Here is a 26788-nt window from a genome sequence, read left to right as displayed (position 1 = left end):
CGACGAAGTACGAGAAGACGCCGCCCTGAGCGCAGAGTGAACGCGATTGCGCGCGCCCGTCGCGGGCTCGTATACGGGATTTCCCGCACTAAGCCAGTTCGATGAGATCCCGGTAGTCGTCGGACCAATGGTCCTCGGTACCGTCGGGCAGCAGCACGACCCGCTGCGGGTCCAGCGCTTCGGCTGCTCCCGGGTCGTGGGTCACCAGCACCACGGCGCCCTGGTAGCTGCGCAGGGCGTCGAGCACCTGCTCGCGGGAGGCGGGGTCGAGGTTGTTGGTCGGCTCGTCGAGCAGCAACACATTGGCGGTGGAGGCCACCAGCCCGGCAAGTGCGAGCCGGGTCTTCTCGCCACCGGACAGGGTGCCCGCCGGTTGTTCCAGCTGCGGACCGGTGAACATGAACGCCCCGAGCAGGCCGCGGAGCTCCTGATCGCCGGAATCGGGAGCGGCATGGCGGATGTTCTGCCAGACCGTGGCGTCGATGTCGAGCGTGTCGTGCTCCTGCGCGAAATACCCGATGCGCAAACCATGTCCGGGTTCCAGCCCACCGGCATCGGGCTTCTCCACCCCGGCCAGCAGTCGCAGCAGTGTGGTCTTGCCGGCGCCGTTGAGGCCCAACACGACGACGCGGGACCCTCGGTCGATGGCCAGATCGACACCGGTGAACACCTCGAGCGATCCGTAGTTCTTGGTCAAGCCCTTGGCCACCAACGGCGTTCGACCGCACGGGGCGGGGGTGGGGAATTTGATCCGGGCCACCTTGTCGGCGACCCGCTCGGCGTCCAGTGCCGCCATCATCCGATCGGCACGACGCAACATGTTCTGCGCGGCAACGGCTTTGGTGGCCTTGGCGCCGAGCTTGGCGGCCTGGCTGCGCAGCGCGGCGGCCTTTCGCTCGGCGTTGGCGCGTTCCCGACGGCGGCGCTGCTCGTCCGTCGCCCGAGCGTCGAGGTACTTCTGCCAGCCCATGTTGTAGACGTCCATCTCGCCGCGGACGGCGTCGAGGAACCACACGCGATTGACGACATCGGAGATCAGCTCCACGTTGTGGCTGATCATGACCAAGCCGCCGGTGTGCGCGCGCAAAAAGTCCCGCAGCCAACCGACCGAGTCGGCGTCGAGGTGGTTGGTGGGCTCGTCCAGCAACAGGGTGGTGGACGAACCGGCGCCGGTGTCGGAAGCCGCGAACAGAATTCGCGCCAACTCCACCCGGCGTCGCTGCCCACCGGACAGGGTGCGCAGCTGCTGCGTCAGGACCCGGTCGGGCAACCCGAGGCTGGCGCAGATCCGGCCCGCCTCGCTTTCGGCGCCGTAACCGCCCAGCGCGACGAAGCGCTCCTCGAGTTGGCCGTAACGGCGGATCGCACGGTCGCGCGCCTCGTCATCGGCGACTTCGGCCATCAACGCCTGCTGTTTTTCCAACTCGGTCAGCAGCGTGTCGAGGCCGCGGGCCGACAGCACACGGTCGCGCGCCAGGACATCGAGATCACCCTCTTTGGGATCCTGCGGCAGATAACCGATCTCGCCCTTGCGGACCACCGATCCGGCGTAGGGCTGGGTCTCCCCCGCCAGGATGCGCAGCGTGGTGGTCTTACCCGCGCCATTGCGTCCGACCAGCCCGATGCGGTCGCCCGGTTGCACGCGCAGGTCGGGTCCGTCAGGTGAGAGCAAGATGCGCGCACCAGCGCGGACCTCGAGGTCCGTAGCCGTGATCACATTCGCTCCCCTTTAGTTGAATTACTTGTCGTCGGTGAAAACCGGCGGCCGCTTCTCGGCGCGTGCCGCAACGGCTTCTTCGAAGTTCGCTGTGAGCAACCGCACGAACAGCTGCCCCAGCCCCTCGGCCTGCATGTGTCCCTCCAGGCTGGAGGCATCCAGTCCACTCCACAGCGTGCGTTTGGTCAACTCGATTCCCGGCCGCGAGAACGCCGCCATGCGTGCGGCGATCGCGTAGCAGGTGTCGAGCAACTGGGCTTCCGGCACCTGACAGGAAACCAACCCTATCCGCTCGGCCTCCTCTGCGCTGACATCGCGGCCGGTCAGCATGATCTCGAACGCCCGGGACGAGCCGATCGCCCGGGGCAGCAAATAGCTGAGCCCCAGTTCGCTGGCCGTCAGACCGTTGTTGATGCCGGCGGCGCGGAAGTAGGCGGTGGTCGAGGCCACCCGGATGTCGGCGGCCAGGGCCAAGCACAGCCCGCCACCGATGGCCGGGCCGTTGACCGCGGCGATCACCGGTTGGTGCAGCCGGCGTAGCGCCAGGATGACGCCGTCAAGCAACTCCATGGAGCGCAGCGCATAGGTGGGCCTCGTCAAGTCCTCGACGTGTGGCACGGTGCCCGCCGACTTGTGGTCTGCGCCGGAGGAGAACCCTCGACCGGCTCCGGTGAGCACCACCACACGCACCGAATTGTCGTAGGTGACCTGCTCGAGCGTCTCCTTGAGGGGCACCATGACGTCGAACGCCATGGAGTTCATCCGCTCCGGCCTGTTGAGCGTGATCAGCGCAATCTCGGGCCGTGGGTATTCCAGAAGGACCAAACTCACCCTGCAAGGTTACGGAAGGTCCTCCGAATCCTCCCTATCAGACCTCTGTGGGTTGCGCGGCGTCCACGTCGAAGTCCCTGAGCTGCTGCACCAGGCGCTCCAAAGCCGCCGGCGGCAGGGCCCCAGCCTGTTCGACCAGCAGATGTCCCTTCTTGAACGCCATCAACGTAGGGATCGACCGGATTTGCTTGGCAGCCGCCAGTTCCCGCTCGACCTGGACGTCCACCTTGGCGTGGACTATGTCGGGGTGCTTCTCCGACGACGCCTCGAAGGTGGGCGCGAAAGCCTGACACGGTGGGCACCACGAAGCCCAGAAGTCGACCAGGACGATGTCGCTGCCGTTGACAGTGTCGATGAACTCGGCAGCGGTGAGGTCTTGTGTAGTCACGTGATGCCTAACGTTTTAGTCAGGTCAGTTGTTCCATGCTCAGAGCTCAGAGCAAGCCCGGCTGCGGAGCTGCCGCTTCCTCGTCCTCGAACTTGTACGCCCTGAGCTGTCGAACGAGTTCGTCCATGATCCGAACGTCGGCCACGCCACCCTGCTTGAACACCAGCTTGCCCTTCTTGAAGGCCATCAGTGTAGGCAGCAGCGTGACGTCGGCCTTCTTCGCCAGCTCCTGTTCGACTTCGAAGTTCACTTTTCCGTGGACGACATCGAAGTGCTTCTTTGCCGAATCCTCGTAGACCGGGGTGAACATGTCGCACGGTTTGCACAAGGGTGCCCACCAATAGACCAGGACGTGGTTGTTTGTTGCGACGGTGTACGCGAAGTTCTTCTCGGTGAGTTCTCGGGTGCTCACGGCAGGTCAGCGTAGTCAACTCGCGGGCAACGCGGCAGCTTTCCCATGATCGATTTGCCGGCTTGCCGCGCGCTTAACACCAACTCACTGCCCGGCAACGACCAGGGCGCTGCTGCGTGGCGACGGTGATCAATATGTCGACGTCTAATGCTTTGTTGCACAGCGTATTTTGCGCTGGCCAGCGCAGAACCCCGCCTTCAAACGGGGTAGTACGTGCGTGAAATTCGTTGTCCAGCTGATTAATCCGGCCAACCCCCGCCAAGATCAACCCCACAGTTGGCGCACGGGCATCGCGGCAGGTCACAGCCGAAAATAATTGCGTTGTTTCCGGCGTCAACCGCGCCGAAAGGGTCTAGGATTCCGCCTAGGGGAGGCGATGCACGGGGAGGGCGAAATGTCATATGTCATCGCAAATACCGAATGGGTATCCCAAGCGGCGGGGAATCTCGAACGCGTGGGCACGATCATCAACGAAGCCAACGCGTCCGCGGCCGCACAAACGACCGCTATCGCGGCCGCCGGCGCCGACGAGGTATCGGCGGCCATCGCGGCCGCATTCGCGGCGCACGGCCGGAGCTTCCAAGCCTTAGGCGCTCAGGTCAGCGCCTTTCACGCTCAGTTCGTCCAGAATCTGGCCGGCGGCGCGCAGGCTTATGCCACTGCGGAAGCCACCAATTTTGGTCCCCTGCAACCGGTCTTCGACCTGATCAATGCGCCCACAAACCTCTTGTTGGGCCGGCCATTGATCGGTAGCGGCGCGGACGGGACGGCCGCAAACCCGAATGGGCAGGCCGGCGGAATCCTGTGGGGCAATGGCGGCAACGGATTCAACGGGACGGGCATCGGGGAAGCGGGCGGCAACGGCGGGGCGGCCGGGCTGCTCGGTAACGGCGGGAATGGCGGTACTGGAGGCAATGGGGCCAACGGTGGCGCCGGTGGCGCCGGCGGATGGTTGTTTGGCCACGGAGGTTTCGGCGGCAATTCCGCGGGCGGCGGCGGCGCCGGAGGTACCGGCGGCTCCGCTGTGTTGTTCGGGATCGGCGGCGCGGGTGGTAGCGCACTCACCGGCATGGGGCCCGGGGGCGCTGGCGGCAATGGCGGACTGTTCTGGGGCAACGGCGGCGCCGGTGGCTTCAGCCCACTCGGCGGTGGTGGCCGCGGTGGCTCGGCCTTCCTGTTCGGCGACGGAGGCGCGGGCGGTGCGGCCACAGCCGGTGGTACCGGTGGCTTTGGTGGCAACGCCGGGTTCTTCTACGGCAACGGCGGCGCCGGAGGCGACGGTCAATCGCTGGCCAGCGGCGGGGCCGGCGGCCAGGCCGGCTTGATTGGGAACGGCGGCGACGGCGGGGACGGCGGCATCTTGGGCGGCAACGGCGGCAATGGTGGCAACGCCCAGTTGATCGGCAACGGCGGTGCCGGCGGCAACGGCGGCGTCGCGGGCGCCGACGGTGTCGGCGGCAGGGCCGGCTTGCTGTTCGGCTTGCCAGGCCCGAACGGCACGTAGTCCCGGGGCCCCGCAGGTTACGGTTGCGTACGTTTTCCCCGCTCGGCGAGACTAGGCCCGACTAGCCCGTCTGGCCCGACCTCCGAGCGAAGGGATTCCGCAGTGGGGCACTACATCGCCAACGTCCGTGATCTCGCGTTCAACTTGTTCGAGGTCCTCGACGTCGGCGCCGTCCTGGGCACCGGCCAATACGTCGATCTCGACGAGGAAACGGCCCACACCATCTTGGCCGAAGCGGCCCGCTTGGCTGAGGGGCCATTGGCCGAGACGTTCGCCTTCGCCGACCGCAACCCGCCGGAGTTCGACCCAGCCACTCACTCCATCAGCGTTCCCGACGAGTTGGTCAAGACCATCGACGCCATCAAAGAGTCCGGATGGTGGCGACTGGGCCTGGCCGAGGAAATCGGCGGCATGCCCGCGCCGGCACCACTGACCTGGGCCGTCAATGAATTGGTGTTTGCCGCCAACTCTTCTGCGTGCTTTTTCAACATGGGCCCGCCGCTGGCCCGTGCTCTGTTCATCGAGGGCAACGAGGAGCAGCGCAGGTGGGCGGCCGAGGCCATGGAGCGCGGGTGGCAAGCGACCATGGTGCTGACCGAGCCGGATGCCGGCTCGGACGTCGGCGCGGGCCGGACCAAGGCGATTGAACAACCCGATGGCACTTGGCATATCGAGGGTGTCAAGCGGTTCATCTCCGCAGGCGACGTCGGCGATACGGCCGAGAACATCTTCCATCTTGTGCTGGCGCGACCGGAGGGCGCCGGTCCGGGCACCAAGGGGTTGAGCCTGTTCTATGTGCCCAAGTTCCTGTTCGACCCGGAGACGTTCGAACTCGGCCCCCGCAATGGCGTCTTCGTCACCGGCCTGGAACACAAGATGGGCATAAAGTCCTCCCCCACTTGCGAATTGACGTTCGGCGCCACTGACGTGCCCGCCGTCGGCTACCTTGTCGGCGACGTGCACGACGGCATCGCGCAGATGTTCACCGTGATCGAGCACGCCCGCATGACAATCGGCGTGAAGTCCGCGGGCACTCTGTCGTCCGGCTATCTCAACGCGCTGGCATACGCCAAGGAACGGGTGCAGGGCGCGGATATGACCCAGATGACCGACAAGACGGCACCGCGGGTCACGATCATGCACCACCCAGACGTGCGCCGCAGCCTGATGACTCAAAAGGCCTACGCCGAGGGCCTGCGCGCGTTGTACATGTATGCCGCCGCTCACCAAGATGACGAAGTGGCACAACGGGTTTCGGGTGCAGACCACGACATGGCGCACCGCGTCGACGACCTGCTGCTGCCGATCGTCAAGGGGGTGGGCTCAGAACGCGCCTACGAGGTTCTGACCGAATCGTTGCAGACGCTGGGCGGTTCGGGCTTCCTCGTCGACTACCCGATCGAGCAGTACATCCGCGACTCCAAGATCGACTCGCTGTACGAAGGCACCACCGCCATCCAGGCCCTCGACTTCTTCTTCCGCAAGATCATTCGCGACCACGGCCAGGCCCTGCAGCATGTGACGGCTCAGATCACCCAGACGATCGATACCGTCGACGAATCTCTCAAACCGGCCGCCCAGCGACTGCAGACGGCCCTCGATGACGTTACCGAGATGACCGGTGTGCTGACCGGGCACCTGATGTCCGCCGCGCAGCATCCCACCGACATCTACAAGGTGGGGCTGGGATCGGTGCGTTTCCTGCTTGCCGTCGGGGACCTGCTGATCGGCTGGCTGCTGATCAAGCAAGCAGGAGTCGCCCTGAAGGCCTTGGACGAGGGGCCGTCGCCGAAGGACGTGAAGTTCTACGAGGGCAAGGTCGTGGTGGCGAAGTTCTTTGCCAACAACATGCTGCCGAAGCTGAGTGGCGTGCGTTCGGTCATCGAACACCTCGACGACGACATCATGCGCATACCCGAAGACGCCTTCTGACCGCCGGTCGCGACCCGAGTACGCGTTCGGCGCGTCGACGCTAGACGGTGAAACCCAGCGCGCGCAGCTGCTCGCGGCCGTCCTCGGTGATCTTGTCCGGACCCCACGGCGGGTTCCACACCCAGTTGATGCGGATGTCGTTGACCAGGCCGCTTCCCACCAGCGCGGTGCGCGATTGATCCTCGATGACGTCGGTCAACGGGCAGGCCGCCGAGGTGAGGGTCATGTCGATGAGGGCGACCGTGCCCTCCTCGCTCTTCTCGAGGTTCAGGCCGTAGACGAGCCCCAGGTCGACGACGTTGATCCCCAACTCCGGGTCGACGACGTCGCGCATCGCCTCCTCGAGGTCGAACAACGTCTCGTCGTCGGGTGCGATGATTTCGCTCACTTCTCGACCTCCTCGAGGGCCGCGCCGGCCTGTGCCAGCGCATCCTTGAAAGCCATCCAGCCCAGCAGGGCGCACTTGACTCGGGCCGGGTATTTGGCCACTCCTGAAAACGCTACTCCGTCGCCGAGCACATCCTCGTCGCCCTGAACCTGACCGCGCGACGACACCATCTCGGTGAACGCGTCGAGCGTCTTGAGCGCCTCGGGCACGCTTCGGCCGATCACTTGTTCGGTCAGGACCGAAGTCGCGGCCTGGCTGATCGAACAACCCTGCCCGTCATACGAGATGTCTGCGACGGTCATTCCGTCGTCGGACAACGCGACCCGCAGGGTCACCTCGTCGCCACAGATCGGGTTGACGTGATACACCTCCGCACCGAACGGTTCGCGCAGGCCGCGATGGTGTGGGTGTTTGTAGTGATCGAGTATCACGTCCTGATACATCTGCTCTAGACGCAACGTCAGTCTCTCCCAAAGAAATCCAGGGCCCGCTGCACACCGGCCACCAACCGTTCCACCTCGTCGGAGGTGTTGTACACGGCGAACGACGCCCGTGCCGTGGCGGCCAACCCGAACCTGCGGTGCAGCGGCAGCGCGCAGTGATGGCCGACGCGGACGGCTACGCCCTCGTCGTCCAGCACCTGGCCGACATCGTGCGCGTGCACGCCGTCGACGACAAAAGACACTGGCGAGCCGCGGTCGGTCATCGTGGTGGGTCCGACGATGCGCACGCCTTTAATGCCGGACAATCCGTCGATGGCCTGGGCGACCAGTTCGCGCTCGTGGGCTTCGACGTCCGCCATGCCGATGGCGTCGAGGTAGCGCGCGGCCGCGGCCAGTCCGACCACCTGCGATGTCATCGGGGTTCCGGCCTCGAAGCGCTGCGGAGCCGGGGCGTAGGTGGCGGCCTCCATGGTCACCGTCTCGATCATCGAACCGCCGGTCAGGAACGGCGGCATCGCTTGCAGCAGTGCGCGTCGCCCGTACAACACTCCGATCCCGTTGGGCCCCAGCATCTTGTGTCCGGAGAACGCGGCGTAATCGACATCGAGTGCGTGGAAGTCGACCGGCTGATGCGGCACCGACTGGCAGGCATCCAGCACGGTCAGCGCGCCGACCGCCTTGGCTCGGGCGACCAGCTCGTCGACCGGCGCCAGTGCGCCCGTGACGTTCGAATGATGGCTGAAAGCAACGACTTTGACGTTCTCGTCGAGTTGCAACGAGTCGAGGTCGATCCGGCCGGCCTCTTCTTGTCCGCCAGTCACCCCATACCAACGCAGCGTGGCTCCGGTGCGCCGGGCGAGTTCCTGCCACGGGATCAGGTTGGCGTGGTGTTCGAGTTCGGTGGTGACAATGACGTCGCCTGGGCCAACGGAACGTTCGAACCTGCTGTCCCCCAACACATACGACACCAGGTTCAGCGACTCGGTGGCGTTCTTGGTGAAGACGAGCTCGTCGGCGTCAGCGCCTACGAACGACGCGATGTCAATGCGACCCTGTTCGTAGGCGTCGGTAGCTTCTTCCATCAGCTGGTGCGCGCCCCGGTGCACCCCACCGTTGGACGTCACCAAGAACTCGCGCTCGGCATCGAGCACCTGCAGCGGCCGCTGCGAGGTCGCACCGGAATCCAGGTACGCCAACTGATTCCCGCTGCGCATCACCCGCTTGAGGATCGGGAAATCGGCACGGATCGCCGTGAGGTCGAGCGCGGTAGCCATTGCTATGCCCCGGTTGCCGCCGTCTGAGTGAAGCGCTCGTAGCCATTCTGCTCGAGTTCATCGGCGAGTTCCGGCCCGCCCGATTCCGCGATGCGTCCGCCGACGAACACGTGCACGTATTCGGGGTGGATGTAGCGCAGGATGCGGGTGTAGTGCGTGATCAACAGGATCCCGCCGTGCTCGGACTTCGCGTAGCGGTTCACGCCCTCGCTGACCACCCGCAACGCGTCGACATCCAGGCCGGAGTCGGTCTCGTCCAAAATGGCGATCTTGGGCTTGAGCAGTTCCAGCTGCAGGATTTCGTGGCGCTTCTTCTCGCCACCGGAAAAGCCTTCGTTCACACTGCGTTCGGCGAAGGCAGGGTCGATGTCGAGGGCGGCCATCGCGGCTTTGACCTCTTTGACCCAGTGCCGCAGCTTGGGTGCCTCGCCGCGGATGGCCGTGGCGGCCGAGCGCAGGAAGTTCGACACCGAGACGCCGGGCACCTCGACGGGATACTGCATCGCCAGGAACAGCCCGGCCCGTGCGCGCTCGTCGACGCTCATTTCCAGGACGTCCGCGCCGTCGAGCGTGATGGAACCCGACGTCACCCGGTACTTGGGATGCCCGGCGACGGCGTAGGACAGCGTGGACTTCCCGGAGCCGTTGGGGCCCATCAGGGCGTGCGTCTCACCGGATTTGACGGTCAGGTCGACGCCTTTGAGGATGGGGATTTCGCGTTCCCCGTCGGCGGCGTTGGGGTTGTCAACGCTGACGTGTAGGTCCTTGATTTCCAGAGTCGTCATGAGGCTGTTGATCTCGATTCCGTTGCTCTTGATTCAGTAATAGCCAGTTCGTGTTCAATGGCCGCGGTGAGGCGATCCCGTACCTCGGGCACCGCGATCTTGGAGATGATTTCGCCGAAGAATCCGCGCACGACGAGCCGGCGGGCCTGGTCTTCGGGGATGCCGCGGGAGCGTAGGTAGAAAAGCTGCTCGTCGTCGAACCGCCCGGTGGCGCTGGCGTGTCCGGCTCCAGCGATCTCACCGGTCTCGATCTCCAGGTTGGGCACCGAGTCGGCACGCGCACCGTCGGTGAGCACCAGGTTGCGGTTCACCTCGAAGGTGTCCGTCCCGGTGGCTTCGGCCCGGATCAGCACGTCGCCAACCCAGACGGTGTGCGCGTCGGGCAGCTTCGAATCCGGATCTCCTTGCAGCGCACCCTTGTACAGCACGTTCGACTTGCAGTCGGGATACGCGTGGTCGACCAGGAGCCGTGACTCGAGGTGCTGGCCGTCATCGGCGAAGTACAGCCCCAGCAACTCGGCGTCTCCCCCGGGCGCGGAGTACCGCACGTTGGCCGACATGCGGACCACCTCGCCACCCAGCGTGACGGTGACGTGCCGCAGCACCGCGTCCTTGCCGAGCCGGGCGTGGTGGGCACTGAGGTGCACGGTGTCGTCGGCCCAATCGGCGATCCACACGACGGTAAGCCGCGCGGCGTCTCCGACGACAAATTCGACGTTATCCGCGTAGGTTCCGCTGCCGCGGTGGTCGATGACGACGACCGCCTCGCCCAGCTCCTCGACGCGGACCTGCAGGTGCCCGTAGGCAACCGCTCCCTTGCCGGGACCGGTGACGACAATATTCACCGGCTCGGGAATCTGGGTGTCGCGTCCGACGGTCACCAGCGTTGCCGAGTTGAACGACGAAAATGCCTGCGCCGCTACGCGGTCGGCGGGCACGCCGCCTTGTCCCAGCCGGTCGTCGCCGCGGCGCACCGTCTCGATCCGAACGCCGGGCTGCTCGGTGACGGTGATCTGGGCGCTGCCGTTGGCGACGGCCGAGCCGTCGTGCAGGCCGCGCAGCCGCCTCAGCGGGGTGAAACGCCAGAGCTCGTCGCGGCCGTGCGGAACCTCGAAAGCCTCTACATCGAAAGAGGCAAACAGCTCGCCCTTATTGATTGCAGCATTGGCAGGAGCGGTCATCCGACTCGTCATCCCACAGAGCCCTCCATCTGGAGCTCAATCAACCGGTTGAGCTCCAACGCGTACTCCATGGGCAGTTCCTTCGCGATCGGCTCGACGAACCCGCGCACCACCATCGCCATGGCTTCGTCCTCGGTGAGACCGCGGCTCATCAGATAGAACAACTGGTTCTCGCTGACCTTCGACACGGTAGCCTCGTGGCCCATAGTGACGTCGTCCTCGCGGATGTCGACATACGGGTAGGTGTCGCTGCGGCTGATCGTGTCGACCAGCAGCGCATCGCATTTCACGCTCGCCTTGGCGCCGTGCGCGCCCTTGTTCACCTGAACCAGGCCGCGGTAGGACGTGCGGCCACCGCCACGGGCAACCGACTTGGACACGATGTTGCTCGAGGTGTTCGGGGCCAGGTGCAGCATCTTGGCGCCGGTGTCCTGGTGCTGGTCCTCGCCGGCGAACGCCACCGAGAGCACCTCACCCTTGGCGTGCTCGCCGGTCATCCAGACCGCCGGGTACTTCATGGTGACCTTCGACCCGATGTTGCCGTCGACCCACTCCATGGTGGCTCCGGCCTCGGCGCGGGCGCGCTTGGTGACCAGGTTGTAGACGTTGTTCGACCAGTTCTGGATCGTCGTGTAACGAACGCGCGCATGCGGTTTCACGATGATCTCGACGACAGCCGAGTGCAGTGAATCCGACTTGTAGATCGGCGCGGTGCAGTTGTGCACGGCGAAACCGTAGGCGAGGTAGCTGTCCGGCGCCTCGACGTCGAGGTTGTAGACCGGCTCATGCGCCTCACGCACGGCACGCTTCTTGATCGGCACCGCGAAGTAGTCGCCGCAATCGCGGGCCTGCTTCGGTCCGTGGCCGCCTTCGGTCCACTGGACTTGGTAGATGTCCTTGCGAACGATGTTGCGGCCCTGGATCACCCCAGGTCCTCCCGCGCGCCGGAGCTCGACGGTGGCGTAGTGACCCAGCCGCGCCAGGATCGACTGCAACTGGAACGCCCACACCCGCGAGGTGGTGTGCGCGCGCTTCCACAGTGCTCCGCCGCGTCGAATGATGTTGCCGTCGCCGTTGACATAGGCGTCGACAAGCTCACGCAAGAATGTCTCGTCTTGGCGCATCAAGAGATCCGACAGCTTCTTGTTCGATGAGCCGACGCCGACGTTGTCCCGCATCGCTGCGTAGCCGGCCTTCGTGTAGACGATGACACGAGCCGAGTGCTTGTGCTCCTCGACCAGTACCGAACCAGGCTTGTCGTACAGCGCCTTGCACGCCTGCCGCACGTCCTCGACGCACTCGAACTCGTTGCTGTGGAACGAGAAGATCAGCGACTCGCAGTTATTGGTAAGGCACGCGTGGCCCTCGGCCAGGTAGTAGCCCGCCAGGCGCGCAAACTCGAGCGGCATGACGGTCTTGTGCGGAATCGGCTTCGGCTTCGGGTAGATCAGGAAGTCGCCCTCGGCGACATCCTTCGCCGCGATCCACCGCGGTTCGGCGGCACGCAGCTTGGCGCTGTTGACCTCCGCCTTCCATCCGTTGCGTTCCTTGCGTGCCACGCGCACCTCCTCGCGCGGAACGACAAGCAAAGGATGTTCGGCCGTGACCGAAAACTCGTTGGCGGGCGACATCGGCGTGAAGGTGAACAGCTCGCCGTTCAGGTCCCGCACCTGCACAGCCGTGACGCGGTGCGCACGCCCGTCGTGGCCGGTGACATAGTCACCGACCTGAATCGACTCGATGGGCCGCAGGTCGCCGTCCGCAGTTGTGATGAGCTCACCCGCAGGCAGACAGCCTTCGACGTAATGCACATAGGAGCCTTCGTCGGCGATGATCAGCGTCCGCTCGAACTGGCCCATGTTCTCGGTGTTAATCCGGAAGTAGGCCTGCAGCGGAATGTCGACGTGCACGCCCGGCGGCACATAAATAAACGACCCGCCACTCCACACAGCAGTATTCAGTGCAGAAAACTTATTGTCGCCTGCTGGAATTACGGTGCCGAAATATTTCTTAAAAATCTCCGGATGCTCCCGCAAACCAGTATCAGTGTCTAAGAATATGACGCCCTGAGCCTCTAAATCCTCTCTGATCTGGTGGTAAACCACCTCTGACTCATACTGGGCCGCTACTCCAGCAACCAATCTTTGCTTTTCCGCTTCCGGAATTCCCAATTTGTCGTAGGTCTTCCGGATGTCCTCTGGCAATTCTTCCCAGGAAGCGGCCTGCTTCTCGGTGGAGCGCACGAAGTACTTGATGTTGTCGAAGTCGATACCCTCAAGGTTGGAACCCCAGTTCGGCATCGGCTTGCGCTCGAAGATGTCCAGCGCCTTCAGCCGAGTCTTCAGCATCCACTCGGGCTCGTTCTTCTTGGCCGAGATGTCACGGACCACCGCCTCGGAAAGCCCGCGCTGCGCACTGGCGCCCGCGACGTCGGAGTCCGCCCAGCCGTAGCCGTACCGGCCCAGCGAGGCAATGGCCTCTTCCTGGGTCAGCGGCTCGACCGGCGTCTTGGCGGCTTCGAGTGTCATATCGACGCTCCTTTGTTGCTCGTTGTCGGTTGGCGCGGGCTGGGCGCCTGAGATGGCACGGTCAGGGGCACGTGGGTAGTGCAAGCGCAGTCGCCGTTGACGATCGTCGCCAACCGCTGCACGTGAGTGCCCAGCACTTCGGCCATGGCCTGTTGCTCGGCTTCACACAACTCCGGAAATTCCTCGGCAACGTGGGACACCGGGCAGTGGTGCTGGCAGATTTGCACACCGTGGATCGGCCCGCCCACCCGGGTGGTGGTAGCGACGTAGCCGGCCTTGGTGAGCGCATCGGCAATCCGCTCGGCGGCCGCTTCGACGTCGTCGTCGTCCGGACCCTCGGCACCGTCGACACCGGCCAAAATGGCATCGATACGGCGCCTGGCGAAGGTCTGAACCGCCTCTTCACCGCCGAGTTCGCGCAGCTGCCGGATGGCCGCGGCCGCGAGGTCGTCATAGGCGTGCTCGAGCTTGGCCCGGCCCGCCCCGGTCAGTCGGTAACGCTTGGCGGGGCGCCCACGGCCTGCCTGTTGCCAGGCTGCCGGGGCGACGGACTCGGCGTCGCCGGCTTCGATCAACGCGTCGAGATGCCTACGGACACCGGCGGCCGACAGGCCGAGCCGGTCGCCGATCTCACTGGCCGTAATCGATCCGGATTCCACCAGTAACCGCACGATGGCGCGGCGGGTGTGGCCGTCTGACCCGGCAGCGGAGGAGGCGCCGCCACCTGCAGGCACGGCAACATCCAGCTCGGATCGGATTTTCACAACACCAGTGTGACGCAATTCCGGCGTCGGGTCCAGCAAGGGTGCCCTCACGTGACAAGGGCAACAGCGCCTTTGTCCATCCCGCTACGCTGCTCTGATGGCAGGCCGCCACCATACGCTGAGCTCCTCGATCGCGAGCTTGCACGGTGACGAGCAGACGGTGGGCTCACCGCTCAATCCCGCCGAGCTCCAGGCGCTGAAGCGCACCCGCCTCTTCGGCGCCACCGGCACCGTGCTGATGGCGATCGGCGCACTGGGCGCCGGGGCGCGGCCCGTCGTGCAAGACCCCACTTTCGGGGTCCGGCTCCTCAATCTCCCGTCGCGCATCCAGACGGTGTCGTTGACCATGACGACCACCGGCGCGGTCATGATGGCGCTGGCCTGGTTGATGCTCGGCCGGTTCGCGCTGGGCAAGCGTCGCATGTCGCGCGGGGAGTTAGACCGCACGCTGATGCTGTGGGTGCTGCCCCTGCTGATCGCGCCGCCGATGTACAGCAAGGACGTCTACTCCTACCTGGCGCAAAGCCAGATATGCCGGGACGGGCTCGATCCGTACCGAGTCGGGCCGGCCTCCGGGCTGGGTCTTGGTCACGTGTTCACGCTGTCCGTACCCAGTCTGTGGCGGGAGACGCCGGCGCCCTACGGTCCCCTGTTTTTATGGATCGGCCGCGGCATATCGGCACTGACCGGGGAAAACATTGTCGCCGCCGTGCTGTGCCACCGGCTGGTGGTGCTGATCGGCGTGGTGCTGATCGTGTGGGCCACACCCCGACTTGCCCGGCGCTGCGGCGTGGCCGAGGTGAGTGCGCTTTGGCTTGGAGCCGCCAATCCGCTGTTGATCATGCACCTGGTCGCCGGCATCCATAACGAGGCGCTGATGCTCGGCCTGATGCTGACCGGCGCCGAGTTCGCACTGCGCGGCCTGGACGCCGCCAGGTTGAAGCCGACGTCGTGGCGACCCGGCCCGGATTGGGAACCGCTGGGCATGCTGCTCGGGGGGTCGATCCTCATCGTCCTGTCGTCGCAGGTCAAGCTGCCATCCCTGCTGGCGCTCGGGTTCGTCACCACGGCGTTGGCCTACCGCAACGGCGGCACCGTCAAGGCACTACTGCTGACCGGTAGTGCGATGGCGGGGCTGTCAGTCGCGGTGATGGCCCTGGTGGGCTGGGCCAGCGGACTCGGGTTTGGCTGGGTGTTCACGCTGGGCACCGCCAACGTGGTCCGCAGCTGGATGTCGCCGCCAACGCTGCTGGCCCTCGGCACTGGGCAGGTGGGCATCCTGCTGGGACTGGGCGATCACACCACCGCGATACTGGCGCTGACGCGTGGCATCGGCGTGCTGATCATCATGGTCGTGGTTAGTTGGCTGCTGCTGGCCGTTTTCCGCGGTCGGCTGCACCCGATCGGGGGCCTCGGCGTGGCGCTGGGCCTGACCGTGCTGCTGTTCCCGGTGGTGCAGCCCTGGTATCTGCTCTGGGCGATCATTCCGCTGGCCGCCTGGGCGACCCGCACCGGATTCCGGGTCGCGGCGATCATGGTCACCCTCATCGTCGGCATCCTGGGCCCGACCGCCAACGGTGACCGTTTTGCCCTGTTCCAGATCATCGACGCGACGCTGGCCAGCATCATCATCGTGGTGGTGATCATCGCGGTGACCTACACCCGCCTGCCGTGGCGAGCACTACCGGAGGACGACGAAGCGAACGTGCCGGTAGGGGCGCATGCCGCGTCGGACACAGCGCCCGTCGAACAGGACCCGACAGTGGCTTCCCAAGTGAGTCCCGCCACCCCGCGCTCCAAAGCCGCGCCCGACGCCTACGCTGATTCCACGTGAGCTTGGCCCGTGAATCCCGCGAACCGGTCGTTCGGTTACGCGGGGTAAGTAAGTACTACGGGTCACTGACCGCCGTATCCAACCTCGATCTCGACGTCCACGCCGCCGAAGTGATGGCCCTGTTGGGCCCCAACGGCGCGGGAAAAACGACCACCGTCGAAATGTGCGAGGGGTTCGTCCGCCCTGACGCCGGCACCATCGAGGTGCTGGGCCTGGACCCGATTGCCGACAACGCACAGTTGCGCGCGCGGATCGGCGTGATGTTGCAGGGCGGCGGCGGATACCCGGCGGCGCGGGCGGGCGAAATGCTGAACCTGGTGGCGTCGTATGCGGCGGACCCACTGGATCCCCAATGGCTCCTGGAGACTCTGGGCCTCACGGACGCCGCCCGTACCACCTACCGGCGGCTCTCCGGTGGGCAGCAGCAGCGGCTGGCTCTGGCGTGCGCGCTCGTCGGCCGTCCCGAACTGGTGTTTCTCGACGAGCCCACCGCCGGCATGGATGCGCACGCCCGGCTGCTGGTGTGGGAGCTGATCGACGCGCTGCGCCGTGACGGCGTGACGGTGGTGCTGACCACCCACCAGCTCAAAGAGGCCGAGGAACTCGCCGACCGGCTGGTCATCATCGATCACGGCGTCACGGTGGCCGCCGGCACGCCCACCGAGCTGATGCGCAGCGGGGCGAAAGACCAGTTGCGGTTCACCGCGCCACCTCGGCTGGATCTGTCGCTGCTGGCTTCGGCGCTGCCGGAGGACTACAAGGCCACGGAGGTAACTCCGGGCGAGTACCTGGTGGAAGGGCCGGTCGATCCACAGGTGCTGGCGACGGTCACCGCGTGGTGTGCACGCATCGATGTGCTGGCCACCGACATGCGGGTGGAGCAGCGCAGCCTGGAGGACGTGTTTCTCGACCTCACCGGCAGAAAGTTGCGGCAGTGACTCAAGACGCACAAACCGAAACGTTCCCACCGGGCACCTTCACACCCGACCCGCGGCCCAACGCCGTCCCGCGCATGCTGGCTGCCCAGTTCGGCCTGGAGTTGAAGCTGCTGCTGCGCAACGGCGAGCAACTGCTGTTGACCATGTTCATCCCGATCACGTTGCTGGTCGGGCTGACGCTGCTGCCGTTGGGATCATTCGGCAGCAACCGCGCCGCCACGTTCGTCCCGGCCATCATGGCGCTCGCGGTCATCTCGACCGCCTTCACCGGCCAGGCCATCGCGGTCGCGTTCGACCGCCGCTACGGCGCGTTGAAGCGCCTTGGCGCTACCCCGCTGCCGGTCTGGGGGATCATCGCGGGCAAGTCGCTGGCGGTGGTCGCCGTGGTGTTCTTGCAGGCAATTCTGTTTGGGACCGTCGGCTTTGTGCTGGGTTGGCGACCGGCGCCGGCGGCTCTGGCGCTCGGGGCGGCGATCATCGCGCTGGGCACCGCCGGGTTCGCCGCGCTCGGACTGCTGCTGGGCGGGACGTTGCGCGCCGAGATCGTGCTGGCCGTCGCCAACCTGCTCTGGTTCGTCTTCGCCGGGTTCGGGGCGCTGACGCTGGAGACGGAATTGATCCCGGTCGGGGTGAAATGGGCGGCGCGGGTGACGCCGTCGGGCGCGTTGACCGAAGCGCTGTCGCAGGCGATGACGCTGTCGATGGACTGGTTCGGAGTCGTCGTCCTGGCGGTGTGGGGCACGCTGGGAGCGTTGGCGGCGCTGCGCTGGTTCCGCTTCACCTGACCTTTTTCACGCCCCCGCAGCCCCGCAGCCCGCGTCGAAAGTGGGCCGTATTGCCCCCCGACCGACACTCCGGGGACAAGGGCCACACGTTCGGCGACGCTAAGGCCGCCGCAGCCCCGCAGCCCCACGCGTCGAAAGTGCGCCGTCTGGCCCCATGACCGATACTTCGGGAGCAAGGGCCACACGTTCGGCGAGGCTCAGTCCGGGATGTAGTCGAAGTTGTCTGGGTGGCCGCCGGTGCGACCCGCTTCGCCCTGGTCGAGGCCCGTTATCGCGTCCATGTCCTCGGCGCTGAGTTCGAAGCCGAAGATGTCGAAATTCTCCTTCATCCGCTCCGGCGACACCGATTTGGGGAAGACGACGTCACCACGCTGGATGTGCCAGCGCAATACGACCTGCGCGGGAGTCTTGCCGACGTCGTCGGCGATGCGCTTGATCGTCGGGTCGCCGAGAACCTTGCCCTGGGCGATCGGCGACCACGCCTCCGTCACGATGCCGTGCGCTTTCCCGTAGGCCCGGACCTGGTCGTTGGCGAAGTAGGGGTGGACCTCGATCTGGTTCACCGCCGGCACGGTGTCGGATTCCTGCGCCAACCGCTTGAGATGCAAGGTCTGGAAATTCGACACCCCGATGCTGCGGGCCCGCCCGTCGCGAGCGAATTCCTCGAGCACCTTCCAGGTCGAGACGAAGTCGCCGTCGTAGCGCGTTGGCAACGGCCAGTGGATGAGGAACAAATCGACGTAGTCGGACTCGAGGGCCGCCAATGTGCCGTCGAACGCCCGACGGGCGTCATCGGGTCGGTGAGCGCCGTTGTTGAGCTTGCTGGTGATGAAGACTTCCGAGCGATCCAGCCCCGCCTGGCGGACACCCTGAGCGACTTCTTTCTCATTGCCGTACATCTGCGCCGTATCGATGTGTCGGTACCCGATCTCCAGCGCGGTGGCCACCGCGGCGGCGGTGTTCTCGGGCTCGATCTGGAAGACGCCGAAACCCAGTTGCGGGATGCGCGCGCCGTGATTGAGCGCAATGGCGGGAACGTTGGTCATCTCTCCTGCATAGTGCGCATCTGGAATCTTGGCCACGTCCGCCCTTACTACAGGTTGTAGTTTTCGTTGCCTTACGATCGGGCAATGGCCGTGGGACGAGCGCTGATGCGGGTGGTGGATCTGCTGCCCGACCCCAGCCTGCGTGTGCAACGGCTGATCGGCGCCGCCGTCATCCTGACTCAGGGCGGTATCGCGGTCACCGGAGCGATCGTCCGGGTCACCGCGTCCGGGCTGGGTTGCCCGACGTGGCCGCAGTGTTTTCCGGGCAGTTTCACGCCGGTCGCGGTCGCCGAGGTGCCGCGGATTCACCAGGCGGTCGAATTCGGCAACCGGATGATCACCTTCGCCGTGGTGCTCACCGCGGCGCTGGCAGTGCTGGCGGTCACCCGCGCGCGCCGACGCACCGAGGTGCTGGTCTACGCGTGGTTGATGCCGGCCTCGACGGTCGTGCAGGCGGTGATCGGTGGCATCACGGTGCGCACCGGGCTGCTGTGGTGGACGGTGGCGATCCATCTGCTTGCGTCGATGACGATGGTGTGGCTGTCGGTGTTGCTGTTCGTCAAGATCGGCGAGCCCGACGATGGTGTGGTCCGGCAGCGCGTGGCCAGGCCGCTGCGCATCCTGACGGCGCTCAGTGCGGTCAACCTCGCCTTGGTGCTGGTGACGGGCACCTTGGTGACGGCGGCGGGCCCGCATGCCGGCGACAAGAGCCCCAGCCGGACCGTGCCGCGGCTGAAGATCGAGATCACCACCCTGGTGCACGCGCACTCGTCGCTGCTGGTGTCCTATGTCGCACTAGTGGTCGGCCTGGGCTTCGGGCTGCTTGCGGTCAGCGCTACGCGCGCAATCATGTTGCGGCTGGGCGTCTTGCTGGCCTTGATCGTCGCGCAGGCGGCCGTCGGCACCGCGCAGTTCTACACGGGCGTGCCCGCCGTCCTGGTCGCCATCCACGTGGCCGGTGCCGCCGCGTGCACGGCGGCCACCGCGGCGCTATGGGCGTCGATGCGAGAACGGGCCGAGCCCGAGGCGCTCCAACGCTGACTCCACGCACACCGCGAACTCCCGTTGGGCAAGTTCGCGGGTCTCGGCGCTCAGCCGCAGCCAGCCCAGCGACGGATCGATCAGTTGTAATTCCAGCAGACGGGCGCCGGACAAATGGGCTCGTGCGTACAGCAGCTCGCTCGTGTGGATGCCCACTTTTGTCGCCGCGGAGGCCAACGCGGCGGCTCCCACGTCCCATAGTTCGAAATCAAGCTCGGTCTCGTGTAGCGCTCCACCGCGCACGGTGAATGCGTGTGACGGCTTGCCGCCGAGGAAAATCAGCACCGATTCGCCGGCCGGATCGACATGCTGCACAAACACGTCGCGGCCCGCGTCATGCAGCCCGGCGATGTGTGCCCGTGCGCTCGGCCGATCGCGAAAGCGCCGCGTCCCGGTGCCGACAGGCGGGCTGACGAAGATTCGCCCGTGCGCCGGGAGCGTGACCCGCCGGCCTGGCGGATAGACCTCGCCCGGTACGGTCGCCACTCCCCCATCCGCCAGGTCTGCCAGGTAGCCTCGATCGGCGTTCCAGGCCACCACGGCGGGGGCGTTCAGCAGGTTCTGAACGCTGGTGGTCCACGGCAGAAACTCATCCAGCCGGTCGGCAAAGTCGCGGGTGGCGCGCAGAATCACCAGGTGGGCGTCGGCCATTTGCGGGTCGTCCCAGGACAACCAACGGGCATGCAGCCCACGGTTTCTCAGGGCGCCCACCAGCCCGTCGTCGTCGCCGTCCCCGGTGCGCTGCGACGGACAACCCGCGAGCACGACCCGCGGGTGGAAGACGTCCGGACGGGCGAGCTTCATCATCCGGCATGATATCCAAATGCATGCGATCGAAGTCCACGAAACTGGCGGCCCCGACGTCCTGAGCTACGGCGATGTGCCGCAACCGGAACCCGGCCACGGCGAGGTCTTGATCAAGTCGGAAGCCATCGGGGTCAACTTCATCGACACCTACTTCCGCAGCGGCCAGTATCCCCGGCCGCTGCCGTTCGTACTGGGCTCGGAGGTGGCCGGGACGGTCGCAGCGGTGGGCGCCGGAGTCGACGGCGCATTCCATGTCGGCGACCGGGTGGTCAGCGCCTCGGCGAACGGTGCCTACGCCGAATTCTGCACCGCACCAGCATTTTTGACCGCCAAACTACCGGAAAACATTAGCTACGACGTTGCCGCGGCGGTGCTGCTCAAGGGATTGACCGCGCATTACCTACTGAAATCGGTATACCCGGTGCAGCGCGGCGACACCGTGCTGGTGCACGCGGGTGCCGGTGGCGTCGGACTCATTTTGACGCAGTGGGCCGTTCACCTGGGCGCCCGGGTGATCACTACCGTCTCCAACGAGGAAAAGGAGCGACTTTCCCGGCAGGCCGGCGCCGCCGAGGTGCTCCCCTACCCCGAGGACGCCTACCAGTTCGGTCAGCAGATCCGTTCGCTCACCGACGGCGCGGGAGTGGCGGCAGTGTACGACGGTGTCGGCGCAACGACTTTCGACGCCAGCCTGGCCAGCCTGGCCGTCCGGGGCACCTTGGCATTGTTCGGAGCGGCCAGCGGTCCCGTTCCGCCGTTCGACCCGCAGCGCCTCAACTACGCCGGGTCGGTATACCTCACCCGGCCATCGCTGGCCCACTTCATCCGCACCGCTGAGGAATTCGCTTGGCGGGCAGAAGAACTTTTCGACGTGATCAGCAGCGACGCCGTCACCATCGAAGTCAGCGGCCACTACCCGCTGGCCGAAGCGCGCAGGGCGCACGAAGACCTGCAGGGCCGCAAGACGGTGGGCTCAATCGTGTTGTTGCCCTAGCTCTTTCCAGGTCCCCGGGATCAGCGGCGTCTTCGGGGCGCCGCCGAACTCGTCGTCGGCCAACACGGTCAGCCCCGCGGCCGTCTGCACGTTGTCGTCCGACACCGTGCCGGCGAAGCCGAATGTCCCGCCACCCGCGTCGGACGCCACCGTCTCAGGCGGGTCGTCGGGACTGGCTTCGTTCGGGTCCAGATCAGCGAAGGCGTCGGCAAAACCGCGCATGGGCGTATCCTCCTTGCGCTGCTTGCGTTTCCGCCGCCGGGCAGCCGTCGCCGAAGCCACCGCGGCGCTGTCCAAGGCCGGTGACTTGGCCCGCGCGCTGGCACTGACGCCGGTCTTGGTCCCAGAGTCGAACCCGATGGCGGGACCACCGCCGATGGCATACGGAAAGAACGGCGGACCGGCGGGAGCCGCAGGCGCCGAGGGCGACGGGGGGCCGCTGACGCTGCTGACCGTAGACACGGTGGGCGCAGGAGCAACAGACGCGACGGACCCAGCGATCGCCGGGGCCGCAATGGCCGGCGCCGCCGTGGCCCCGACCGCGACGGGAGCAATCGGTGCGACGGCAGCCTCGACAACCTCCGGGACCGCGCCGAGGAACGCTAACGCCGCCACGGCGGAAACGGCCGCGACGCTAGGCAGGGTCGACAGCGACGACCACGCCGGTGACGAGCCCAGCAGCGCGGCGAGCACGGGATGGGCAACGAGGTAGGTGATCATCTGAGCCGGTGTGATGCCGGCGAGAGACTGCAACGCCGCGATCGGGTTCGTCATCAACAGCTGGAGCCACTCCCGAAGGCCCTGGAATTCCTCCCCGAACAAGAAGAGCCGACTGACCCAGTAGCCAGGTTGACCCGGGGTCGTATACGCGGAGTACGGAATCCCGTTGAGTGTGCCGGCCTCGGGATCCCAGATGGTCCCGGTCACTCGCAGAAGTTGCTGGAAGATGTATTGCGGAATCAGCAGAATCTGCTCCAGCGGATTCGAGGACGCCGCCTCAGCCTTGACGATCTGTGGCGCCGGGGTGGTCGGCGGTGTCGACACCACCGCTGTGGTCGCGGCTGCTTGATAGGCCCCCATGGTGGTAGCGGCCTGAACCCACATGCGGACGTAATCGGCCTCATTCAGGGCGATAGGAATCGTGTTGATACCGAAGAAATTCGTTGCCACCAACACCCCATGCGTGACGTGATTGGCGGCCAATTCGGCCAACGTCGGCATGGCGGCCAGTGCGGCAGTGTAGGCGGCGGCTGCCGCCTCGTGGTGCACCGCCGCGGCGGCGCTGACGGTGCTCGACACCGTCAGCCACTCCAGGTACGGCGCGTGGGATGCCACATACGCTTCAGCGCTGGGACCATCCCATGCCCCGCCTTGAACCGAGGCGAGCACGGCGAGTAATTCGTCTGCCACAGAGGCGTATTCGGCGCTCAGTGAGCTCCAGGCACTGGCCGCGGACAGCAACGAGCCCGGGCCGGGGCCACTACTCAGTAACGCCGAATGCACCTCTGGAGGCGAAGCCATCCAGATCGGTGCGGTCATGGTTCAGCCGTCGGCACCCAACCGTGTGGTCAGCGCGGCGGAAGCACCACGACCGGAGGTAAACGAGCCTTCAGGGACAATGTGCAACATCATGCCGGGCACCTCCATATTTGGTCTTTGCGGGACAAGCTCGAATTCGTGAGCGGACAAGTCGAAATGGGCTGGTATTACTCGTTTATCCGATATCGCGACGGCGGGTATCGCAAACGCATAACCTCGGCCGAGGCGCCCCGCGAGGGGACTGGTGCTACCGAACGTCGATGCGGCCCACGGCTTGAAAAGCGCTCGCGAACTGGGATTTTGATTCGCTGCCGCTCCGAGCCTCTGCCACCGGCGCGGTACGGACGTGGCTTTTAATCGTTGTGGTTCTGAACGTCAGATCAGAGTCGGCAACGCGATCGCCGAATCGACGGCAAGCGCGCAGAACACCACCGCCAGGTAGTTGTTCGACTGCAGGAACAAGCGCAACGGCTTCACCGGCTCCCCGGCACGTACTCCGGCGTACAACTGATGCGCCATGGCCAGGAACCAGACCCCGGCCACCACGGCGACCGCCGCGTACAGCCAACCGGCGGCCGGCGTCAACGCCAACGTCGCCAGCACGGTCAGCCAGGTGTAGATCAAGATCTGCTTGGTGACCTGACGCTCGGTCGCCACGGCCGGCAGCATCGGCACGCCGGCAATTTTGTAGTCCTCCTTGTACCGCATCGCCAATGCCCAGGTATGCGGCGGAGTCCAAAAGAAGATGATCGCGAACATCGCCAGGGCCGGCCAGGTGATCGTCCCGGTGCTGGCGGACCAGCCGATCATCACCGGCATACAGCCGGCGGCCCCGCCCCAGACCACGTTTTGCGACGTGCGGCGTTTGAGCCACAGCGTGTACACGAAGACATAGAAGGCCACGGTCGCCAGGGCCAGAATCCCGGACAGCAGGTTGGTCGTCCACCACAACCAGAAGAAGGCTCCCGCGGTCAGCACCAGTCCCTGGATGAGGGCATTCCTGGGCGGCACCGCGGCCCGCGCCAGCGGCCGGCGCGCGGTCCGCTTCATCACCTTGTCGATATCGGCGTCGGCCACACAGTTGAGCGTGTTGGCGCCACCGGCGGCCATCATGCCGCCGACCAGCGTGTTGAGGATCAGCAACGGGTTCACGCTGCCGCGGTGGGCCAGCAGCATCGCCGGTATCGCGGTGACCAGCAGCAGCTCGATGACCCGTGGCTTGGTCAATGCCAGGTATGCCAGCACCGTGCCGGAAATGCGGCGGGTGACACCGCCTTCTATTCGGCTAGGCGCGACGCGCCCGCGAACGCTCACGCATAAACTCCTCGGATCGCAGCCGCGCGCAGCTTCTACTACGCACGATGGTAGACCGCATCAGCACGACTGCGGCAGCCTAGGGTGCACTTGCCACCGAATGCAAAGGTCGGATGGCCGGCAGGTTACGTTTCACGCCCTCTGAGTGGGTACCCCCGAACTGGGCCTGCTGCTGTCCGCCATCCCCCACTAGGGTGGGCTTTGATCAGTTTAATTCGCTCAGGATTGAGGGCTGAATTTGTGACCACACTCGAAGAGATCTCCGCGTTAACCCGACCGCGCCACCCCGACGATTGGACCGAGATCGATTCGGCTGCGGTCGACACGATCCGAATCCTCGCCGCCGACGCCGTCCAAAAGGTGGGCAATGGTCACCCCGGCACGGCGATGAGCCTGGCCCCGCTGGCCTACACGCTCTTCCAGCGCACCCTGCGGCACGATCCCAGCGATACCCATTGGCTCGGCCGCGACCGCTTCGTGCTCTCGGCGGGGCACAGCAGCCTGACGCTCTATCTGCAGCTCTACCTCGGCGGGTTCGGCCTCGAACTGGAGGACATCAAGGCGCTGCGGACCTGGAAGTCCAAGACCCCGGGCCACCCGGAGTTCCGGCACACCCGGGGTGTGGAGATCACCACCGGGCCGTTGGGTCAGGGGTTGGCCTCGGCGGTCGGGATGGCGATGGCGGCCCGCTACGAGCGTGGCCTGTTCGATCCGGACGCCGAGCCCGGCACCAGCCCGTTCGACCACTACATCTACGTGATCGCCTCCGACGGTGACATCGAAGAGGGCGTGACATCCGAAGCGTCGTCGCTGGCCGGCGTGCAGCAACTGGGCAACCTGATCGTGTTCTACGACAGCAACCAGATCTCGATCGAGGACGACACCAAGATCGCCCTGTGCGAGAACACCGCTGCGCGCTACCGGGCCTACGGCTGGCACGTGCAGGAGGTGGAGGGCGGCGAGAACGTCGTCGGCATCGAAGAGGCGATCGCAAATGCAAAGGCCGAAACCGGCCGCCCGTCATTCATCGTGCTGCGCACCATCATCGGCTACCCGGCGCCCAACCTGATGAACACCGGTAAGGCGCACGGCGCCGCGCTCGGCGACGAAGAGGTGGCCGAGGTGAAGAAGATCCTCGGCTTCGACCCCGACAAAACCTTCGAGGTGCGTGACGAGGTCATCGCTCACACCCGCAAGTTGGTGGACCGCGGCAAGGAAGCCCACGAGAAATGGCAGCAGGAGTTCGACGCCTGGGCCGAGCGGGAGCCCGAACGTAAGGCGCTGCTGGACCGGTTGACGGCCAATGAGTTGCCCGAGGGCTGGGATGCCGACCTGCCCAAGTGGGAACCCGGCTCCGACGCGGTGGCCACCCGCAAGGCATCCCAGGACGTGCTGAACGCGGTGGGACCGAAGTTGCCGGAGTTGTGGGGCGGTTCGGCCGACTTGGCGGGCAGCAATAACACCACCATCAAAGGCGCGAAGTCATTTGGTCCGCCGTCGATCTCGACCAAGGACTACACCGCGGACTGGTACGGCCGCACCCTGCACTTCGGGGTGCGGGAGCACGCCATGGGCGCCATCCTGTCCGGGATCGTCCTGCACGGCCCCACCCGGGCGTATGGTGGCACGTTCTTGCAGTTCTCGGACTACATGCGTCCCGCCGTGCGGTTGGCGTCGCTGATGGATATCGACACCATCTACGTCTGGACGCACGATTCGATCGGGTTGGGCGAAGACGGCCCGACGCACCAACCGATCGAGCACCTTTCAGCGCTGCGCGCCATCCCCAACCTGTCGGTGGTGCGCCCGGCCGACGCCAACGAAACGGCGTACGCGTGGCACACGATTCTGGCTCGCGGCAACGGAAGCGGCCCGGCCGGGTTGATGCTGACCCGCCAGAACGTGCCCGTGCTGGAGGGCACCAGCCCGGAAGGTGTCGCGCGCGGTGGCTACATCTTGGGCCAGGAGGAAGACGACGAGGAACCGGACGTCGTGTTGATCGCCACCGGCTCCGAGGTGCAGCTCGCGGTCGAGGCGCAGAAGTTGTTGGCGGACAAGGACATCGTCGCGCGGGTCGTTTCCATGCCGTGCGTCGAGTGGTTCGAGTCCCAGCCCGTCGAGTACCGCGACAGTGTGCTGCCGCCGTCGGTATCGGCGCGCGTCGCGGTCGAGGCCGGCGTCGCGCAATCGTGGCACAAGCTCGTCGGTGACACCGGAAAGATCGTCTCGATTGAGCACTACGGCGAATCCGCCGATTACAAGACATTGTTCCGCGAGTACGGCTTCACGGCTGAAGCCGTCGCTGCCGCCGCGGAAGAAGTCGTCGATAATTGAGAAAAGGTG

General features: G+C 65.8%; 22 protein-coding genes and 1 pseudogene. 8 read left to right on the top strand and 15 right to left on the bottom strand.

What is annotated here, in order from left to right; all coding sequences use genetic code 11:
* Positions 1–88: 88 nt before the first annotated feature.
* From G6N68_RS10820 to G6N68_RS10805, 4 genes are read right to left on the bottom strand one after another with little or no spacing between them, the layout of a single operon-like run.
* Positions 89–1717: an ABC-F family ATP-binding cassette domain-containing protein gene (locus tag G6N68_RS10820; protein WP_163711500.1), complete on the bottom strand. Its 1629-nt coding sequence runs from the start codon at positions 1715–1717 to the stop codon at positions 89–91.
* 21 nt (positions 1718–1738) lie between these two features.
* The gene (locus G6N68_RS10815) at positions 1739–2548 is read right to left on the bottom strand and encodes an enoyl-CoA hydratase (protein WP_163711497.1); all 810 of its coding nucleotides are present in this window, start codon (positions 2546–2548) and stop codon (positions 1739–1741) included.
* Between the two features lie 37 nt (positions 2549–2585).
* The gene (trxA, locus tag G6N68_RS10810; RefSeq protein ID WP_163711493.1) at positions 2586–2936 is read right to left on the bottom strand and encodes a thioredoxin; all 351 of its coding nucleotides are present in this window, start codon (positions 2934–2936) and stop codon (positions 2586–2588) included.
* Between the two features lie 46 nt (positions 2937–2982).
* Positions 2983–3348, bottom strand: a complete 366-nt coding sequence (locus G6N68_RS10805) for a thioredoxin family protein (protein ID WP_163711490.1) — start codon at positions 3346–3348, stop codon at positions 2983–2985.
* 394 nt (positions 3349–3742) lie between these two features.
* Between G6N68_RS10805 and G6N68_RS10800 the strand changes: the two genes are divergently transcribed.
* Entirely contained in the window at positions 3743–4852 is a 1110-nt protein-coding gene (locus G6N68_RS10800) for a PE family protein (RefSeq protein ID WP_163711487.1), read from the top strand.
* Between the two features lie 102 nt (positions 4853–4954).
* On the top strand, positions 4955–6784 hold the full coding sequence (locus G6N68_RS10795) for an acyl-CoA dehydrogenase (protein WP_163711484.1): 1830 nt from the start codon (positions 4955–4957) through the stop codon (positions 6782–6784).
* A gap of 40 nt (positions 6785–6824) precedes the next feature.
* Here the strand turns inward: G6N68_RS10795 and G6N68_RS10790 are convergent, their stop codons facing one another.
* From G6N68_RS10790 to G6N68_RS10760, 7 genes and pseudogenes are all read right to left on the bottom strand, one after another.
* Complete coding sequence (locus G6N68_RS10790; protein WP_069418474.1) at positions 6825–7172, bottom strand: metal-sulfur cluster assembly factor; 348 nt, start codon at positions 7170–7172, stop codon at positions 6825–6827.
* A pseudogene (gene sufU / locus G6N68_RS10785) lies at positions 7153–7636 on the bottom strand (Fe-S cluster assembly sulfur transfer protein SufU); the annotation flags it as partial. The gene G6N68_RS10790 and the pseudogene sufU, both read right to left, overlap by 20 nt.
* Positions 7633–8889 carry a cysteine desulfurase gene (locus tag G6N68_RS10780; protein WP_163711481.1) on the bottom strand — a complete coding sequence of 419 codons (1257 nt, stop codon included), beginning with the start codon at positions 8887–8889 and terminating at the stop codon, positions 7633–7635. The pseudogene sufU and the gene G6N68_RS10780, both read right to left, overlap by 4 nt.
* Positions 8890–8891: 2 nt before the next feature.
* Positions 8892–9674, bottom strand: a complete 783-nt coding sequence (sufC, locus tag G6N68_RS10775; RefSeq protein WP_163711477.1) for a Fe-S cluster assembly ATPase SufC — start codon at positions 9672–9674, stop codon at positions 8892–8894.
* Positions 9671–10855: a Fe-S cluster assembly protein SufD gene (gene sufD / locus G6N68_RS10770; protein WP_163711474.1), complete on the bottom strand. Its 1185-nt coding sequence runs from the start codon at positions 10853–10855 to the stop codon at positions 9671–9673. The genes sufC and sufD overlap by 4 nt, the downstream gene beginning before the upstream one ends.
* Before the next feature lie 8 nt (positions 10856–10863).
* Positions 10864–13383 (bottom strand): intein-containing Fe-S cluster assembly protein SufB, encoded by a 2520-nt coding sequence (sufB, locus tag G6N68_RS10765; protein WP_163711472.1) that lies wholly within the window; start codon positions 13381–13383, stop codon positions 10864–10866.
* Entirely contained in the window at positions 13380–14198 is an 819-nt protein-coding gene (locus G6N68_RS10760; protein ID WP_205351303.1) for a helix-turn-helix transcriptional regulator, read from the bottom strand. Before G6N68_RS10760 ends, sufB begins: the two co-directional genes overlap by 4 nt.
* Before the next feature lie 46 nt (positions 14199–14244).
* Here G6N68_RS10760 and mptB point away from each other — a divergent pair, with 46 nt between their 5' ends.
* The 3 genes from mptB to G6N68_RS10745 all read left to right on the top strand — a co-directional run bounded on the left by mptB (position 14245) and on the right by G6N68_RS10745 (position 17704).
* Positions 14245–15981, top strand: coding sequence for a polyprenol phosphomannose-dependent alpha 1,6 mannosyltransferase MptB (gene mptB / locus G6N68_RS10755; protein WP_163711467.1), 1737 nt, complete (start codon positions 14245–14247; stop codon positions 15979–15981).
* Positions 15978–16919: an ABC transporter ATP-binding protein gene (locus tag G6N68_RS10750; protein ID WP_163711464.1), complete on the top strand. Its 942-nt coding sequence runs from the start codon at positions 15978–15980 to the stop codon at positions 16917–16919. Before mptB ends, G6N68_RS10750 begins: the two co-directional genes overlap by 4 nt.
* 74 nt (positions 16920–16993) lie before the next feature.
* A complete protein-coding gene (locus tag G6N68_RS10745) occupies positions 16994–17704 on the top strand; it encodes an ABC transporter permease (RefSeq protein ID WP_163718439.1) in 711 nt (236 codons plus the stop codon).
* Between the two features lie 197 nt (positions 17705–17901).
* Here G6N68_RS10745 and G6N68_RS10740 read toward each other — a convergent pair whose 3' ends face one another.
* A complete protein-coding gene (locus G6N68_RS10740; protein ID WP_163711461.1) occupies positions 17902–18750 on the bottom strand; it encodes an aldo/keto reductase in 849 nt (282 codons plus the stop codon).
* A gap of 66 nt (positions 18751–18816) precedes the next feature.
* Between G6N68_RS10740 and G6N68_RS10735 the strand changes: the two genes are divergently transcribed.
* A complete protein-coding gene (locus tag G6N68_RS10735) occupies positions 18817–19791 on the top strand; it encodes a COX15/CtaA family protein (RefSeq protein WP_371871557.1) in 975 nt (324 codons plus the stop codon).
* On the opposite strand, the gene G6N68_RS10730 is transcribed toward G6N68_RS10735, so the two are convergent.
* Positions 19741–20595, bottom strand: coding sequence for a DcsG N-terminal domain-containing protein (locus G6N68_RS10730; protein WP_163711454.1), 855 nt, complete (start codon positions 20593–20595; stop codon positions 19741–19743). The two genes, G6N68_RS10735 and G6N68_RS10730, sit on opposite strands and share 51 nt — an antisense overlap.
* Positions 20596–20614: 19 nt before the next feature.
* On the opposite strand from G6N68_RS10730, the gene G6N68_RS10725 reads away from it, so the two are divergent.
* The gene (locus G6N68_RS10725) at positions 20615–21592 is read left to right on the top strand and encodes a quinone oxidoreductase family protein (RefSeq protein WP_163711451.1); all 978 of its coding nucleotides are present in this window, start codon (positions 20615–20617) and stop codon (positions 21590–21592) included.
* Here the strand turns inward: G6N68_RS10725 and G6N68_RS10720 are convergent.
* Both G6N68_RS10720 and G6N68_RS10715 read right to left on the bottom strand, forming a co-directional pair.
* Entirely contained in the window at positions 21572–23131 is a 1560-nt protein-coding gene (locus G6N68_RS10720; protein ID WP_163711448.1) for a PPE domain-containing protein, read from the bottom strand. The two genes, G6N68_RS10725 and G6N68_RS10720, sit on opposite strands and share 21 nt — an antisense overlap.
* Before the next feature lie 375 nt (positions 23132–23506).
* Entirely contained in the window at positions 23507–24445 is a 939-nt protein-coding gene (locus G6N68_RS10715; protein ID WP_163711445.1) for a heme o synthase, read from the bottom strand.
* Positions 24446–24685: 240 nt separating this feature from the next.
* Between G6N68_RS10715 and tkt the strand changes: the two genes are divergently transcribed.
* Positions 24686–26779 carry a transketolase gene (tkt, locus tag G6N68_RS10710; RefSeq protein ID WP_163711442.1) on the top strand — a complete coding sequence of 698 codons (2094 nt, stop codon included), beginning with the start codon at positions 24686–24688 and terminating at the stop codon, positions 26777–26779.
* The last annotated feature ends 9 nt before the right edge of the window (positions 26780–26788 follow it).

Origin of the sequence: Mycobacterium bourgelatii, from assembly GCF_010723575.1 — a bacterium.
In the GTDB taxonomy this organism is placed as follows: Bacteria; Actinomycetota; Actinomycetes; order Mycobacteriales; family Mycobacteriaceae; genus Mycobacterium; species Mycobacterium bourgelatii.
Note: the sequence above shows the minus strand (reverse complement) of the source record. Positions and strands in the feature narration are given on the sequence as shown.

Bases quoted from the DNA above. Each gene is read 5' to 3' on its own strand.
- G6N68_RS10800 (WP_163711487.1), top strand. From the start codon at position 3,743: ATGTCATATGTCATCGCAAATACCGAATGGGTATCCCAAGCGGCGGGG.
- G6N68_RS10780 (WP_163711481.1), bottom strand. From the start codon at position 8,889: ATGGCTACCGCGCTCGACCTCACGGCGATCCGTGCCGATTTCCCGATC.
- sufC (WP_163711477.1), bottom strand. From the start codon at position 9,674: ATGACGACTCTGGAAATCAAGGACCTACACGTCAGCGTTGACAACCCC.
- sufD (WP_163711474.1), bottom strand. From the start codon at position 10,855: ATGACCGCTCCTGCCAATGCTGCAATCAATAAGGGCGAGCTGTTTGCC.
- sufB (WP_163711472.1), bottom strand. From the start codon at position 13,383: ATGACACTCGAAGCCGCCAAGACGCCGGTCGAGCCGCTGACCCAGGAA.
- mptB (WP_163711467.1), top strand. From the start codon at position 14,245: ATGGCAGGCCGCCACCATACGCTGAGCTCCTCGATCGCGAGCTTGCAC.
- G6N68_RS10745 (WP_163718439.1), top strand. From the start codon at position 16,994: ATGCTGGCTGCCCAGTTCGGCCTGGAGTTGAAGCTGCTGCTGCGCAAC.
- G6N68_RS10740 (WP_163711461.1), bottom strand. From the start codon at position 18,750: ATGACCAACGTTCCCGCCATTGCGCTCAATCACGGCGCGCGCATCCCG.
- G6N68_RS10730 (WP_163711454.1), bottom strand. From the start codon at position 20,595: ATGAAGCTCGCCCGTCCGGACGTCTTCCACCCGCGGGTCGTGCTCGCG.
- G6N68_RS10725 (WP_163711451.1), top strand. From the start codon at position 20,615: ATGCATGCGATCGAAGTCCACGAAACTGGCGGCCCCGACGTCCTGAGC.
- G6N68_RS10720 (WP_163711448.1), bottom strand. From the start codon at position 23,131: ATGACCGCACCGATCTGGATGGCTTCGCCTCCAGAGGTGCATTCGGCG.